At 39.9% G+C, this 14,469-nt stretch carries 12 protein-coding genes and 1 rRNA gene; 10 read left to right on the top strand and 3 right to left on the bottom strand.

The window, feature by feature from the left end:
* Nucleotides 1–116 (bottom strand): 16S ribosomal RNA (locus C9J12_RS07590); the annotation flags it as partial.
* Between the two features lie 1,155 nt (nt 117–1,271).
* Between C9J12_RS07590 and C9J12_RS07585 the strand changes: the two genes are divergently transcribed.
* The 10 genes from C9J12_RS07585 (at nt 1,272) to C9J12_RS07540 (ending at nt 12,945) form a co-directional block, all read left to right on the top strand.
* Complete coding sequence (locus C9J12_RS07585) at nt 1,272–2,198, top strand: O-antigen ligase family protein (RefSeq protein WP_227876296.1); 927 nt, start codon at nt 1,272–1,274, stop codon at nt 2,196–2,198.
* A gap of 85 nt (nt 2,199–2,283) precedes the next feature.
* Nucleotides 2,284–3,420, top strand: a complete 1,137-nt coding sequence (locus tag C9J12_RS07580) for a glycosyltransferase (protein WP_107242145.1) — start codon at nt 2,284–2,286, stop codon at nt 3,418–3,420.
* A 63-nt stretch (nt 3,421–3,483) separates the two neighbouring features.
* Nucleotides 3,484–3,822 carry a hypothetical protein gene (locus C9J12_RS07575; RefSeq protein ID WP_107242144.1) on the top strand — a complete coding sequence of 113 codons (339 nt, stop codon included), beginning with the start codon at nt 3,484–3,486 and terminating at the stop codon, nt 3,820–3,822.
* Between the two features lies 1 nt (nt 3,823).
* Complete coding sequence (locus C9J12_RS07570) at nt 3,824–5,251, top strand: GumC family protein (RefSeq protein WP_107242143.1); 1,428 nt, start codon at nt 3,824–3,826, stop codon at nt 5,249–5,251.
* Between the two features lie 10 nt (nt 5,252–5,261).
* Nucleotides 5,262–6,335, top strand: a complete 1,074-nt coding sequence (locus C9J12_RS07565; RefSeq protein ID WP_107242142.1) for a glycosyltransferase — start codon at nt 5,262–5,264, stop codon at nt 6,333–6,335.
* Between the two features lie 24 nt (nt 6,336–6,359).
* Nucleotides 6,360–8,153: a sugar transferase gene (locus C9J12_RS07560; protein ID WP_107242141.1), complete on the top strand. Its 1,794-nt coding sequence runs from the start codon at nt 6,360–6,362 to the stop codon at nt 8,151–8,153.
* Between the two features lie 58 nt (nt 8,154–8,211).
* Complete coding sequence (locus C9J12_RS07555) at nt 8,212–8,523, top strand: STAS domain-containing protein (protein ID WP_006232369.1); 312 nt, start codon at nt 8,212–8,214, stop codon at nt 8,521–8,523.
* Entirely contained in the window at nt 8,520–9,302 is a 783-nt protein-coding gene (locus tag C9J12_RS07550) for an OmpA family protein (protein WP_107242140.1), read from the top strand. The genes C9J12_RS07555 and C9J12_RS07550 overlap by 4 nt, the downstream gene beginning before the upstream one ends.
* Nucleotides 9,299–12,253 (top strand): SLBB domain-containing protein, encoded by a 2,955-nt coding sequence (locus tag C9J12_RS07545; protein WP_107242139.1) that lies wholly within the window; start codon nt 9,299–9,301, stop codon nt 12,251–12,253. Before C9J12_RS07550 ends, C9J12_RS07545 begins: the two co-directional genes overlap by 4 nt.
* Nucleotides 12,250–12,945, top strand: a complete 696-nt coding sequence (locus C9J12_RS07540; protein WP_107242138.1) for a CpsD/CapB family tyrosine-protein kinase — start codon at nt 12,250–12,252, stop codon at nt 12,943–12,945. The genes C9J12_RS07545 and C9J12_RS07540 overlap by 4 nt, the downstream gene beginning before the upstream one ends.
* Before the next feature lie 47 nt (nt 12,946–12,992).
* Here the strand turns inward: C9J12_RS07540 and C9J12_RS07535 are convergent, their stop codons facing one another.
* Both C9J12_RS07535 and rplQ read right to left on the bottom strand, forming a co-directional pair.
* Nucleotides 12,993–13,973 (bottom strand): glycosyltransferase family 4 protein, encoded by a 981-nt coding sequence (locus C9J12_RS07535; protein WP_107242137.1) that lies wholly within the window; start codon nt 13,971–13,973, stop codon nt 12,993–12,995.
* An 87-nt stretch (nt 13,974–14,060) separates the two neighbouring features.
* Nucleotides 14,061–14,444: a 50S ribosomal protein L17 gene (rplQ, locus tag C9J12_RS07530; RefSeq protein WP_107242136.1), complete on the bottom strand. Its 384-nt coding sequence runs from the start codon at nt 14,442–14,444 to the stop codon at nt 14,061–14,063.
* Between the last annotated feature and the right edge of the window lie 25 nt (nt 14,445–14,469).

The following is a 14,469-nucleotide window of genomic DNA, read 5'->3' as shown; positions in this document are numbered from 1 at the left end:
TCACCCGTCCGCCGCTCGTCAGCGAATTAGCAAGCTAATTCCTGTTACCGCTCGACTTGCATGTGTTAGGCCTGCCGCCAGCGTTCAATCTGAGCCATGATCAAACTCTTCAATTAAAGTTCTGTTGATTCTCTACTTAATAAAAAGCGTCGAATCGGCTCAATGATTTTTACTGATATTCTTGTTTCATTCTTCTCGCGAAGAAATGAAGCATAAATTGACTGTGTCATCTTGCGATGATTAAGGTCACTCAGTTCATTGATAAATCTTTCGACTTAAAATTTCACGAGTGCCCACACAGATTGCATGGTCAAATTGTTAAAGAACAACACTTAAAATCAAATTAATGCTTTAGCACCAACCATTCTTTGAAGTGGACGGACATTTTATCCAAATGCATTACCGTGTCAAGCACTTTGTAATGATTCGTTATCCGTGCATCGATTAACCGGCTATTCACCGTTTCGATGGGCTGCATTATAGATAATCAGAAACTCTTGGCAAGTAAAAAAAAACAAAAGAAAACCAACTGACTGCTTTCCCACCAAAGATGGCATTCTCGCACCAATCCGAACAATTTCAACACTATTATTTAAAGATCTTTACGAAGGGAGCTATCAGTAAATTAAGTAGTGAGCATCTACATTCTGGCATCAAGATTGTATGGCTAATAAAAGTGAAACTAACTTAATCAAGAGTATTTCAAATGAGTAAAGATATTTTAGCTTATAAGAAAGGAATACAAGTATGAACTTATCCCAACGATGCGCTTTCGGAGGGAAAGAGCATTGCCCATATCCAACATTAACAGCAAACCACTTTTGCCATCATATACCACTATGTATATATAGAGCCTAAACACGATGAAACGATGCAATCAATTATGGTTAGCGTTTGGCGGATGCATCTTAACTTATGTCGCGTGGGCTCAGTTGGGTACTGATAGCTTATTGCTCTGCGCAATCATTCTTTTTCCATTTATCATCAATCACTCATTTACTATATGCGTCTTCTTTATTCTTTTTTCTTACTTTCGCTTACATGAAGCTTTTCCTGTTTTAATGCCATTTCATATTCCATTGTTACTAGCAACTTTTAGCATTGCAGGGTTATGCATCCATCTATGGTTAAAACGAGATGAGATTCATTGGCATTCGTTGCAGACATTTTTTTTACTATTCAGTTTTTGGGTCTTCATCTCATGTTTGTTGGCGACGAATCGAGCCGAGGCATTCGCAACATTTAACAATAGCTTTATTAAAATAATCATTATGGTTTTTGCTATTAGCTGGCTACCGACTAAACAAAAACAATTAAAGCCGATACCTATTTTATTAATACTTTGTGGTGTCAGCCTCTCTATTCTTGCTTTATATAATCGGATCAACGGTATTGGGTTAGTAGAAGGTACTCGCGTCACTATTGGGCGAGATATCGGTTCAATCTTGGGTGATCCAAATGATTTATCCCTTGCTCTTCTATTCCCTCTTTCTTTTGCATTAACGAATATTTTTCAAGGCAACAAAGCACAGCGTACTATGACCGCCTTGTTTATGATCATTTTGGTCAGCGGCATTATAGCCACTCAAAGCCGAGGTGGATTACTTGGTATTACTTCCGCTTTCTTTACTTTAATGTTGCTACGCAGCCGCTCAATTGTCATTCCCTCAATAATCAGTGGTATTGGATTAATACTCCTCGTGGTATTTGCAGGTATAAGCGATCGATCTTCAGGAGGATCAGGAGAAGAAGGGATTGATGAGTCTTCAATGGGTCGCTTATTTGCATGGGAAGCTGCATTTAGAATGGCACTCGCAAACCCTTTGACAGGCGTTGGACTTGATAATTTTTATTTTAACTACTTTTTTTACTCCCCCCACTGGGACGGCAAGAATCATGCTGTACACAGTACATGGTTTCAAATTTTAGGTGAAACTGGCTTTATTGGCTTTCTCTTGTTTATTTGCTTACTTGTAGGAACTTTTACGCTGAGCTATCGGTTACTAAACCGCCTACGCAATCATGAAATGAAACCTATCGCAGAAGGGTTATGGATAGGGCTGATCACTTTTTGTGTTAGTGGCACCTTTCTCACCCAAGGAACAACATGGCCGTTATATATATTGATTAGCTTATTAATCGCCTTAGACAGGCTGACAAGTAATGTCACGACCGCACACTCAATATCGACACAATGACAATCTTTACGGCAGAGTTCACCCAATTTAAGGCTTAAATTGCAATTTGCAAAAACGGAAGTACAAAAAAAACTAAGGAATATTTATGGAATTTCTCGTATTTGGTGAAGATTGGGGGCGCCACCCTTCAAGTAGCCAACACTTACTTTCAGTATTAATGCATGATCATTCTGTAACTTGGATAAACTCCATAGGGTTAAGGCAACCCAACTTTACAATGCGAGATTTAAAACGCATTAATGAAAAAATCACTACCGCACTCACAAATTATGAACCACCAGCAATATCTATAAAGCCAAGAAAAATAATCAACCCCTTAGTATGGCCTTTAGCTAAAAGCGCTAACATGCTAAAAATAAATCAGTTTTTATTAAGACGACAAATTCCACCAAAGAAATACCATCGAATCATATGGGCTGCCCTACCTACAGCAGTTGACTATCTCGAGATAAGTGAAAGCGATTTGGTCATTTATTATTGTGGTGATGATTTTTCAGCCCTTGCAGGTGTTGACCATCAATATGTCGTAGAAGCTGAACAGCGCCTTATTCAAGTATCCGATATCATCCTTACCGCAAGCCCGACTCTGCAGCAAAAATTTCCACAAGATAAAACCTGGCTTCTTCCTCATGGTGTGGCTATCAATAACTTTAAACAACCGACCTCGAAGCCTACTGAAATATGTGTAGATCAACCTAGCATTGGATTTTATGGCAGCATTAACAATTGGTTAGATATTAAACTGCTAAAATGTTTAGCAGAATCTCGGCCACATATGAATTTTTACCTTGTAGGTAGAAAAGATGTTGACCCCTTTGAACTTAAGCAGCTCTCGAATATCCATTTTTTACCAGCCTGTCCTCACAATCAACTACCAGGGTATTTACAGCATTGGTCCATTGCCATTTTACCTTTTGTTGATAATCCCCAAATACAAGCTTGTAATCCTTTAAAGCTAAGGGAATATCTCGCTTCTGGATGCCCAGTAATTAGCTCCAACTTTCCTGCCGCAACGGAATACCAACCACTGGTCACCATTGCAACAACTGTTAATCAATGGCTTGAAGCAATCGATAAGTTAAGTCAGTTATCAGAATTAGAACGACAACATTATGCGAATAGAGCACAAGATAAAGTGAAAGATGAAAGCTGGGAAAATAGGGCCCAAGAAGTACTCCAATTAATTTCATCTACCTTAAAACAAAAGAAATATTCGAGTTAACCTCACATTAGGCATTTTTTTTGCTAAACCTTTCTGTATGCGGTAAACAAAAAGGAGAGACAGATGAAATGGATTGGGTACGTTATTTTAACGTCATTTTTATGGGGTTGTGCAAGTTCACCACAAACAAGCCAAAAACTGGAGCTATTTTTTAGCCCAGAACAAATATCATTAACAGCAGAACAAACACGAAAAATTAACGTTTTTTTAGACAATAATCCTTATAACCAACTAACGGTATACGTTGGCCCTGCAAACTTAGACGATAGATTCAAAGCTTTATTACAAAGCCAAAAACGTATTAAAGCGGTGAACAAATTATCACAAATGAAAAATATACCAATGCGGTTGGAGTTTGCACCACAGCAAGCAGCCGATACGCTGTTAATTCAGAGTCAGTAATATGCGACATTTATTGTTTGCTCGGCTCTACCCTTTGCTTCATGCCTTATGGCGCTATCGGTATTTAATTTTAATTCCGATCATTATCATGCCTATTCTAATGACAACGGGCGGCTTATTTAAAGCTAAGCGATACTATTCCGAGACAACAATTTTAGTACAAGAGTCTGCACTGCTAAATCCATTTTTGGAAGACCTCTCAATTTCGGTCAACTTAAAACAACGCATTAAAGCGTTGCAAGTCATCATTCATAGCCGAAATATTTTAGAAAATGTTACTCATGATTTAAATCTAGCGCCACCAGATGACTTACTACAAACAGATAATATGATTAACCTACTGCGTAAAAACTTATCTCTATCGCTACTTGGTAATGATCTTGTTCAACTTAGCCTAACCTGGCAAACGCCATCAGAAATTCCTTTGATTTTAAATAAAGTCTCTGATGTTTTTAAAGAAAAATTACGCGCTCCAGGACGAGCATCTGTTGATGGTTCAGAACTCTTTTTACAACGACAATTAGAAACAACCCAATTGGATCTCGAATTAGCTGAAAGTGCGCTGGCGAAATTCAAAGCAGCCAACGCTAATAACCTACCTCAATTACAAGGTGCAAAAGCACAAAATGACCGCCAGCTAGCCAATCAAACCCGTGAAACTGAACTGAATTTACTACAAGCTAAAAGTAAGCGAGCGAATCTCTACCAAAGGCTAGCCAGCACGAACCCTATCGTTGGCATCTTAGAACAAGAGATAGTCAAATTTGAGGCTGAACTTGCAATATTACGCGCGAGTTATACAGACCAACACTCATCCGTAAAAGGTGTGATCCGACGACTTAATCGCTTAAAGCAGGAAAGATCCCGTCTAGTTGATGAGCAACAAACGTTGAACCCACAGGAAATAAATCAACTGTGGCAGCGAATCGCGAACAGTAATCAAAGTAACGACCCAACTAAACAACCGATATTATTAAGTCAATTTGAAAAACTGCAACATGCAGAAAGCCAAATACAAGCACTAAGCGAAGAACTCACCTTATTAAAAGAACAAACCAACGAACTATCAGAAAAGCGGATGGAATTCGCTGATTTAGAAAAACAGTTGAAAATTTTACAGCGAAATTACGACGTTAAATCAAAAGTCTACAACCAACTATTTGAACGTTATGAGATGGCTAAAGTAACAGGGCACCTTGGACGCTTTGAAGAACCAGAAAAATTAAAAGTGATTGTGCAGCCAATAGAGCCTAAGAGACCACTGAATTGGCCATGGTGGATCAATTTTTGCTTGGGTATTGTTGTTGGTTTTGGATTAGGGGCTTCCCTTGCTGGAATTGTCATCCTCTTTGATACACGTCTTTATCAAACCAACCATATTGCCAAATTAACACAATCACAGGTACTGGTTCGAGTACCTCTGTTTTAGGGGGAGTCTAATGGAACACATCACATTACAAGTTGTTCAACATCTACAACCAGGGGGAATAGAAAAGCTCGTGCTAAATCTCGCTCGGTTTGCCTCCCCTTGCCATAACGTGTTTATCGTCGCGCTAGAAGGCAATAAAGAAACTGCCATAAAGCAGTGGCCTGAATTACGCTCTTTCGAATCACAATTATTTTTTCTCAACAAACCTATTGGTATGAATGTTTCAACGGTTATCAAGTTAAAGAAGTTGATAGCAAAACTGAATGTAACAATGCTTCATTCACACCATATCGGGCCTTTGTTTTATAGCCGGCTAGCATTGCTGGGACATAGCGCAACACACATACATACTGAACACGATAGTTGGCATCTCGCCGATAAAAAGCAGTGCCGCATGACTCGTTACTTACTAAATACCAATAGAGTAAAACTCATTGCTGATGCACCAAGAGTTGCCTATCAGCTAGAAAAGATATTATTACTCAGCCCAGATCATGTGATTTGCAATGGAATTGATACTCAGTATTTCACGCCAGGTAATCAGCTCATCGCACGGAAACAATTTAACCTACCGTTAGATAAGAAACTAATTGGCTGTGCCGGCCGACTGGTTAAAGAAAAAGGCATTGATACATTAATTAGAGCTCTTCATGACCTACCTGAAGATCACCACCTTGTTATAGCTGGTGATGGAACTCAATCACTACAATTACGCGCAGAAGCACAAAAATGGCTGGTTACCGATCGTATACATTGGCTTGGTTATTGCGCTCAAATGCGTAATTTCTACCGTGCGATAGATATCTTTTGTATGCCATCACGTCAAGAGGGGCTCCCTCTTGCATTATTAGAAGCACAATCTTGTGGCAATAGTATTGTTGCTACGACGGTAGGCGCTATACCTGATCTTATTTGCCCGCAAACAGGAATATTAGTTCCGCCTGATGATGAAACAGCGCTTACAAAAGCATTAATACAAGTGTTAGAACAAGACCCAAATGCAGCGAATCAAACAGTACAGTTCATTCAACACCAAGCAGACGTGAGAGCCATGACTGCTGCATATGAAGCATTATCTTGTTAAATAAACCTTAAACTCGAGGCTGTCATGATTTTAGGATGGATCATTTTATTTGTAATAACTGCCGTTATTATCTATCACCATTTTGTTTATACCGCAGCGTTAGTTTGGTTGGGAAACAAAAGAAAAGATGAAATAAAAGAAAAGCACAAAGACCCATTAATTTTTCCCAGTATCTCTCTCATCATGCCCGCTCATAATGAAGAGGCTTACATTGAAGCCAAGCTCGCGAATATATTAATGCTCGATTATCCGGCTGAAAAATTACAGGTTTTAATCTGCTGTGATGGTTGTAGTGATAATACCGCTGAAATTATTGCACAGTATGAATCACAATTTACCGCCGCGGGAATAAGTCTTAAATGCTGGGTCAAAAAAAACAACCGAGGAAAACTAGCCCGCCTCAATGAATTAATGACTTATGCAAAAAACAAAACCGATATTATTTCTCTTACCGATACCTCAGCTTTAATATCGATTGATGCTTTAAAACAAGTTGCTAGAAGTTTTGAAAATGAACAAACAGGTGCAATTACTTGCAGCTATTTACTCGCCTCTCCTTCTGAAGGTGAAAATCAATATTGGCAATGGCAGAATAATATCCGTTTTGCTGAGTCTCAATTAGGCAGCGTTATCGGAGGAAATGGGGCATTTTATGCCATGAGATCTCATCTCTACTCTCCCCTTCCCGAAGATACGATAAATGATGATTTCATCTTACCGATGATGGTATTAAAGCAAGGCTTTAACGTTATCTTTAATCAAAACATCAACAGTGTTGAGATTGCCCCGACAAGTCAAAATGAAAACCATCAAAGGCGACAAAGGATTGGAGCCGGTAATTTACAACAATTAGTACGTTGTCAATTCATCTTCACCCACAAAAGCCTGAGAGTCCGTTGGTTGTTTACTTCCGGTAAGGGCCTTCGCACAGTGATGCCATTCCTATTCGTGGGTTATTTTATTACTTCAGTATTAATGGCATTACAAGGCTCGGTATTGGCCTTGAGTATGGTGATTAGTCAATTATCCATATACGGCATTGCATCTCTACCGCTAATCAATATCCATTCAAAGATGATCAATAAAGTTCATTACATTATCGGGGCATACTATTCCTCTTTACTTGGCATGCTACGGTATTTGAACGGACAATTTAAGCAAGGATGGCGCCATTTACCGCCCCTGAGTAACTATCAAACACAATCGACCCAAACGATAAAGCGAATGAGCGATATCATTTTTAGCTGCATTGGTCTTACTCTAACACTGCCACTATGGCCATTCATCGCCTTCGCCATTAAATCTGATTCCTCAGGTCCTATCTTTTATCGTCAAATACGAGTCGGTCAAATAAGTGAAACAAAAGTAGAATTATTTGAAATATTTAAGTTTCGCACCATGACAAATGATGCTGAAAAAAAATCTGGCGCGGTATGGGCGACAAAAAATGACCCTCGAATAACCAATACTGGCCGTTTTTTACGAGCAACACGTTTGGATGAACTTCCACAATTCATTAATGTAATAAGAGGCGACATGTCCTTAATTGGTCCCCGTCCTGAACGACCAGAAATGTGCGGTAATTTGCAAAATGCATTGCCATTTTATTTAGAAAGAACGACAGGACTTCGACCAGGCCTAACCGGTTTAGCGCAGGTTAATAGTGGTTACGACAATGATCTTGAGGATGTAAAAAATAAAATAGCTTGGGATCACGCTTACGCCATCGCATTAAGCTCACCAATACAATGGCTTCGAATGGATTTGTATATTCTATTCAAAACATCTTACATCATGTTTGCCAAGCGAGGGCAATAACTGGCACACGCTTTGTATTACTGCTTATGAGTCCAAACATCCTATATAAGGCGGTTATATGTTAACTCTTTCCCAGCCAGCAGTAGCACTTTCTTTAGAGCATGAATTCGATGTCCAGAGTGCCAGGCAACTAGAAGTTGAATTTGAAACCTTAAGTAATACAGAAAAAAATGAGCTAGTAATTGATATGACACACGTACAATTTATTGACTCTTGTGGAATCGGTGCCATTGTTTTCTTATACAAACGTCTAAAAAGTCGTAATAAAAATTTGTGTCTACTCAATGTTAATGGTCAGCCTAGAAAGCTCATGCAAATGCTACGAATAGATAAAGTTATACCTCTGGTCACTTCTGCGGAGTTTTTATGATATGGAGACTGATCTGCTTGCTTACACCATTAGCCTTAGGAGGCTGCACTTTATGGCCGCCCGTAGAGGATAATGATCCAGATCCTCCGGTTCAAGTACAGCTTCGCCAACTAGAGCATCACAGTTTTGAACTGCAAATATTAGCAACTCGTGGTGCCAAGCTTTGTTTACCGGGTCAATATCAAAAGCTTGAGTACCTTTATTTAAAAGCGCGCGATGAGGCAAAAGCTGGGTTTGATAAAGATGCTGAAATCACCTTACTTCAATACAAGACCCAACAAGCTGTTATTCAAACTCAAATGGACTGGCTTGAATATCACACCACATGCTTTGACCATAGCTATTCAGAAGTTGAGCTAAAAGAAAAACTCCTTGTTTTCATGGCACTTGATAATCAATTTGCGTTAAATCGTGTAGAGCTCTTACCTGATTATCAACAAGCATTACGTTATGCCGCAACAATATTGAAGCGACAATCTCATTGGCACCTTCAACTTACAGGCCATACCGACTCATTAGGTACTAGTGATAGCAACATCCAACTAGGAATGAAAAGAGCTTCAGCCGTTAAACGATTTCTGATTGAACAGGGGGTTAAATCAAACCAAATAGCGGTATTTAGTGCAGGAGAAAGTATGGCTATGGATGATACTCACTCACGAACCCAACGCCTTGCAAATAGAAAAGTTGAGGCACAAGTTCTTGTTGAACATCACGCACAATCTTTACACCGTGTGTACTCACTAAAAGACTGGAACGCAGTAAGAGAATCATTATGAGAAGAATGCTCCTACTTCTTCTGCTAATAATGCCTTTTTCTTACGTATGGGGAGATACATTAACACCCGGTGATCGGGTTTTTTTACAACTTCCTGGTGAGGAGGCTTTTGATGATCCTTACACGATTAATGACCAAGGGCAATTACGGTTACCTGAAGTAGGCTTAGTCAATGTTGCAGGGTTAACCGTGATAGACGCCGAACAGCGTGTACGTCAAAAACTCGCATCTATATATCGCAACCTTGATGAATTTAAACTCACGATAATGGAGCAACTTATTCGAATTAAGGTGCTTGGCTATGTAGAAAAGCCAGGAACAGTATCACTTAAACCTGGAAGCAATGTACAAATGGCACTTTCCGCTGCTGGCGGGGCAAGACCAGGGGCACAATTAGATAAGTTCAAATTACTACGTAATAGCAATACCAAAATATTCAATTATAAAGCCTATCTAGATTCTGGCGATCAGACTCTGCTACCCAGCCTTAAAGGTGGAGATACTATTTTCATCCCTGCCTCTCCATTATTAGGCAACATCGAAATGAATTTTGATGATATGTCGATACATGAAAGAGGAGATGCCGACGAGGCACAAGGCATAACTATTTTCGGAGAGTTACGCAATCCAGGTACTTTCAGCTTCAAGCCTAATATGACGGTTGTCGATGCATTAATGCGAGCCAACGGTGTTACTCGTTATGCCGATGTAACAAAAATACGCGTGATTACCGATGGGATGTCTTATCGTTTCAATTTAAGTACCTACCTTGAAACTGGAGATACCAGTAATCTTCCTCCGATAAAACCAGGCACAACCATCTTTGCCCCAATTGAAGCACCTGAAAAAACGAGTACCGACGATACTCAAGGTGTCACCATTTTTGGTGAATTACACAAACCCGGCACCTTCAGCTTCAAACCGAATATGAACGTCGTCGACGCATTAATGCGGGCAGAAGGTGTTACCCGTTATGCTGATGTCACGAAAATACGCGTCATAACAGATAATGTTCCCAGCCAATTTGATTTAAAAGTCTACCTTGATACTGGTAAAACAGACAACATGCCAGAAGTTAAACCAGGTACGACCATTTTTGTTCCTATTGAAGTAAAAGATATCAACACAACCTCACGAACCATCTACGTGATGGGCGAGGTAAAAGCCGCAGGGCCCTATGAAACATCACCAGGTACAAGTTTCATCGATGTTCTTGCAAATGCAGGCGGGCCAACTCGTTTTGCTGATACTACGAATATAAAAATATTAAGTAATACAAAGGCTCCTATCGCAATTAACTTGGTTGAATATGCACAGAACCCAGCCCAATATACCCTTCCTACAATGTCCCCCGGAGATGTGATTTTCATACCTGAAAAAGTTGACCTTAATGAAAAGTCATGGCTAAAAGTGACCAATGATCGTGCAATCAAAATTATGGGGGCGGTCTATAAACCAGGTCGTTACGAATGGCATGACAGCATGACATTCATGGATTTACTCGCTCACTCTGGTGGCCCAAAACAACAAGCTAATCTCAGTAACATACGAATAATTAAAGAATCGACTGCTGAAAATAAAGGGCATGAGGTTCAGTTTTTCGACTTACAAGCGTTTACTAAACAAGGGAGCCCAACGAATTTACTTCCTAATTTAAATGCCAGCGATACAGTCATCGTCGATGAATTACCTCATGATCCTACCGATAATAAAGCCGGTTGGGTTAGACAGGCAGCTAAAGATTCCATTTATATTTTTGGTGAAGTAGGAGCGCCTGGTCGCTATGCTTTTAACCAAGAACTTGGTTTTTTAGATATTCTTTCCGCGGCCGATGGCCCAAATAGTGAAGCTGACATTCAAGAAATATTAATTAGCCACAGAAATGGTAAAACAAGTCGAGTGACACGTTTTGATTTAGCTCGATACTTTGAAACAGGCAATGAAAAGGTGTTGCCAAAAGTGAATGCTGGCGATGTTATTTATGTGCCAAAAACTGAAAGTGTCGCAGATACAAAAGCCGTCAAAGTCATTGGTGCCGTCAATACTCCTGGACGCTATAAATGGAATAACCAGATGTCTTTTCTTGATTTACTCGCGATGGCTGGCGGCCCAAAACAGGAAGCCAATATTAGTAATATTCGCATTATTAAAGAGAGTCGAGTTGGGAAAGAAAATGTCATTTATTTTGATCTCGAAAGCTTTATAAATGAAGGGGGTAGTTTTGCAGGTCTTCCTCGATTAGAATCAGGCGATACTATTGTTATTGATGAATTACCTCACGACCCTTCCGACAATAAAGCAAGTTGGATACGCCAATCATCAGATGATTCGATTTATGTATTCGGTCAAGTTGGCGTTCCTGGCCGTTACGCTTTTAACCGTGAATTAGGGTTTCTCGATATATTATCTGCAGCTGATGGCCCCAATGGTGAAGCAGACTTACGTCAAATTAGAATCAGTCATCGTGATGGCAATAAGACCAAAGTTACTCAATTAAATCTATCGTTATACTTTGAAACAGGTGATGAATCATTAATCCCCAAGGTTGTGCCTGGAGATGTGATATATGTACCTCGACGTCAAGGTGATTGGCTAGATAAACCTGCAGAACGCGTTGTTCGATTAATGGGGGCCGTCAATAAACCGGGGCGCTATTCGTTCAATACACAAATGAATATTTTAGATTTACTTGCTGAAGCTGGTGGGCCAACAGATAAAGCTTATATAGACAGAATAATGATCGTAAATACATCGTGCTGCGGTGATAAATCACAAACATTTAGCTTAAGAGATTATGTTAATGATCCCAGTCGTAGCCCACTCCCTCTACTTCGCCCTGGTGATACGGTGTACGTCCCAGATCAAGATGACTCAGTAACAGAGCAGTTCCGCCAAGGGATAAGGGATGCACTAGGTATTATCACGTTAATTGTATTAGGGGCAGCCTTATGAAGCCGTGGCTAAGCCAAGAATATGACCAATTATTCCAACAAATTCATCAACAAGAAGCGCGAGTCATTAGCTTTACTGGTGCAAGCCCACAATGTGGAAGTTCTACAATGTGCTATTGGCTTGCTAGACGTTGCGCTGAAGACAACAATAAAGTTTTATTGATCGATCTTGATCTATCGGGATCAGGGCAAGGAAATCACACCACAGACTGGGAAACGAATGGATCGGGTGAAATGGACGCTATTATTCATAAAACAGCACAACTCGATATTCTTCCCCCTCCTAAAAATCAAGAAACCACAATGGCTCTACGACAGCCTCAAACACTATTAAATACTATCCAACGGTGGCAACAAACCTATCACTACATTATTTTTGATGCTGGTACTGTTTCAGTGGCTAACTGGCGTAACCTTCCAGCAGCAAACATCTGTCATGCTAGCGATGCTGCTATCTTATGCATAGCGGCAGCAAAAACGACTGAAAGTGAAGTACTTACAAGTATCGATAGGTTAAAGCAAGGAGGTGTGAATTTATTAGGGTGCATCGTAAATGACCAACATAACCCATCGTTGGCCTGTGAAATACTACGAATCTTAGATACAAAAGCATCATGGCTTCCCAAAAAGATTAAAATAGGGCTCACCCACTATCTGAATCAAAACTCAATGCTACAAGGCAAATATCAATAGATGCAATAGATTCAGCAAACACAATTTCAGAACAGTCTGATGAGAACTCACAATTGATAGGCTTTTTCTATTTGTTCCCAGCGACTTTCACCACTGAAACCATCAACAATTCTAGTATGCGAATCTTTTGAAAGCGCTCTCCACGCAATATTATCGTAAGCATTCAACTTGCCAATTAAAATCGATAAGTTTTTCCAATCCGATTCTTCAACAATCCAATCACTTGCAACTAATTTAGAAAGATCACCTACGTTTGTCGCGATAACAGGAACGCCATGTGCCATCGCCTCTAACGCTGCCATTGGCAGCCCCTCAGCCCGAGAACTAATTACAAGCACATCAATCAAAGACCAATATTCATCCATGGCGTCAACTGCGCCATACCACTGAATGTTTTTTTTATTAATGAGTCGCGATTGTTCATCTCCATCACCAAAAACATGAAATTGGCAGCTGGTAAGCATGTCACTCAACTCAATATAGCGATCAATCCCTTTTTCATGACTAAGTCGACCAACAAAAGCAACTTGTAGAACTTGATGTTTAGATCGCATTTTAAACACTGGTAATTGCACAATGAAATTATTCAGCAAATGGCAACGAAAAGGGACTGTACTCTTAATCCTAGAACTGACTGCAAAATTATAGGAGAGAAAACTTGTTACTCGATTTAAATACTCATAAGACGCCAGTTTTCCACTTAATTTTTCTCCTGCATGGAAACTGCTAATTGCACGAAATGAATATCTAAGCCGATAAAACCGAGAGATTAAAGAAGCTTTATAGCCATGAGCATGAACAACATCAGAGGATAAAAGCAGACTAAAGAATGAAGAAGAGGCTATATCAGATAAGAAACGATACTTAATATTGTTTGCATAGAGACGTTGATATAGAGGGTGATCGGGATAATGGTCAACAAACAAAACTTCAATATCTTTGTTTTGTTGTTTAACTAGAAGAGCAAATTGCAGTATATGACTTTCGATACCACCAAAACCTGAACTGTCGATAAATAGATAAATCATGCCATTCTCCATGCTATGAAGAATATTACATGCAAAAAAAAAGCCGAGTTTAAAACTCGGCTTTCTCTTAATTTAGCAAACTAAAGCTTATTCAGCTGAAGTCGCTTCCTGAGCAGGACGATCTACTAGCTCGATGTAAGCCATTGGGGCTTTATCGCCAGTACGGAAACCGCATTTCATAATGCGCGTGTAACCACCTGGACGCTTAGCAAAGCGTGGACCTAATTCAGTAAACAATTTCGCTACCACTGCGTTATCACGCGTGCGGGCGAAAGCAAGACGACGGTTAGCAACACTGTCTGTCTTTGCTAGGGTAATCAATGGCTCAATTACGCGACGTAGCTCTTTTGCTTTTGGCAAAGTAGTCTTGATAATTTCGTGACTTACCAAAGAGCTAGCCATGTTGCTGAACATCGCTTTACGATGGCTGCTGTTGCGGTTGAGTTGACGACCACTCTTACGATGGCGCATGACCTAATCCTTCTAACTAGATATC

Source organism: Photobacterium frigidiphilum, from assembly GCF_003025615.1.
Lineage (GTDB): Bacteria > Pseudomonadota > Gammaproteobacteria > Enterobacterales > Vibrionaceae > Photobacterium > Photobacterium frigidiphilum.
Note: the sequence above shows the minus strand (reverse complement) of the source record. Positions and strands in the feature narration are given on the sequence as shown.

Bases quoted from the DNA above. Each gene is read 5' to 3' on its own strand.
- C9J12_RS07585 (WP_227876296.1), top strand. From the start codon at position 1,272: ATGGTTTTTGCTATTAGCTGGCTACCGACTAAACAAAAACAATTAAAG.
- C9J12_RS07580 (WP_107242145.1), top strand. From the start codon at position 2,284: ATGGAATTTCTCGTATTTGGTGAAGATTGGGGGCGCCACCCTTCAAGT.
- C9J12_RS07575 (WP_107242144.1), top strand. From the start codon at position 3,484: ATGAAATGGATTGGGTACGTTATTTTAACGTCATTTTTATGGGGTTGT.
- C9J12_RS07570 (WP_107242143.1), top strand. From the start codon at position 3,824: ATGCGACATTTATTGTTTGCTCGGCTCTACCCTTTGCTTCATGCCTTA.
- C9J12_RS07565 (WP_107242142.1), top strand. From the start codon at position 5,262: ATGGAACACATCACATTACAAGTTGTTCAACATCTACAACCAGGGGGA.
- C9J12_RS07560 (WP_107242141.1), top strand. From the start codon at position 6,360: ATGATTTTAGGATGGATCATTTTATTTGTAATAACTGCCGTTATTATC.
- C9J12_RS07555 (WP_006232369.1), top strand. From the start codon at position 8,212: ATGTTAACTCTTTCCCAGCCAGCAGTAGCACTTTCTTTAGAGCATGAA.
- C9J12_RS07550 (WP_107242140.1), top strand. From the start codon at position 8,520: ATGATATGGAGACTGATCTGCTTGCTTACACCATTAGCCTTAGGAGGC.
- C9J12_RS07545 (WP_107242139.1), top strand. From the start codon at position 9,299: ATGAGAAGAATGCTCCTACTTCTTCTGCTAATAATGCCTTTTTCTTAC.
- C9J12_RS07540 (WP_107242138.1), top strand. From the start codon at position 12,250: ATGAAGCCGTGGCTAAGCCAAGAATATGACCAATTATTCCAACAAATT.
- C9J12_RS07535 (WP_107242137.1), bottom strand. From the start codon at position 13,973: ATGATTTATCTATTTATCGACAGTTCAGGTTTTGGTGGTATCGAAAGT.
- rplQ (WP_107242136.1), bottom strand. From the start codon at position 14,444: ATGCGCCATCGTAAGAGTGGTCGTCAACTCAACCGCAACAGCAGCCAT.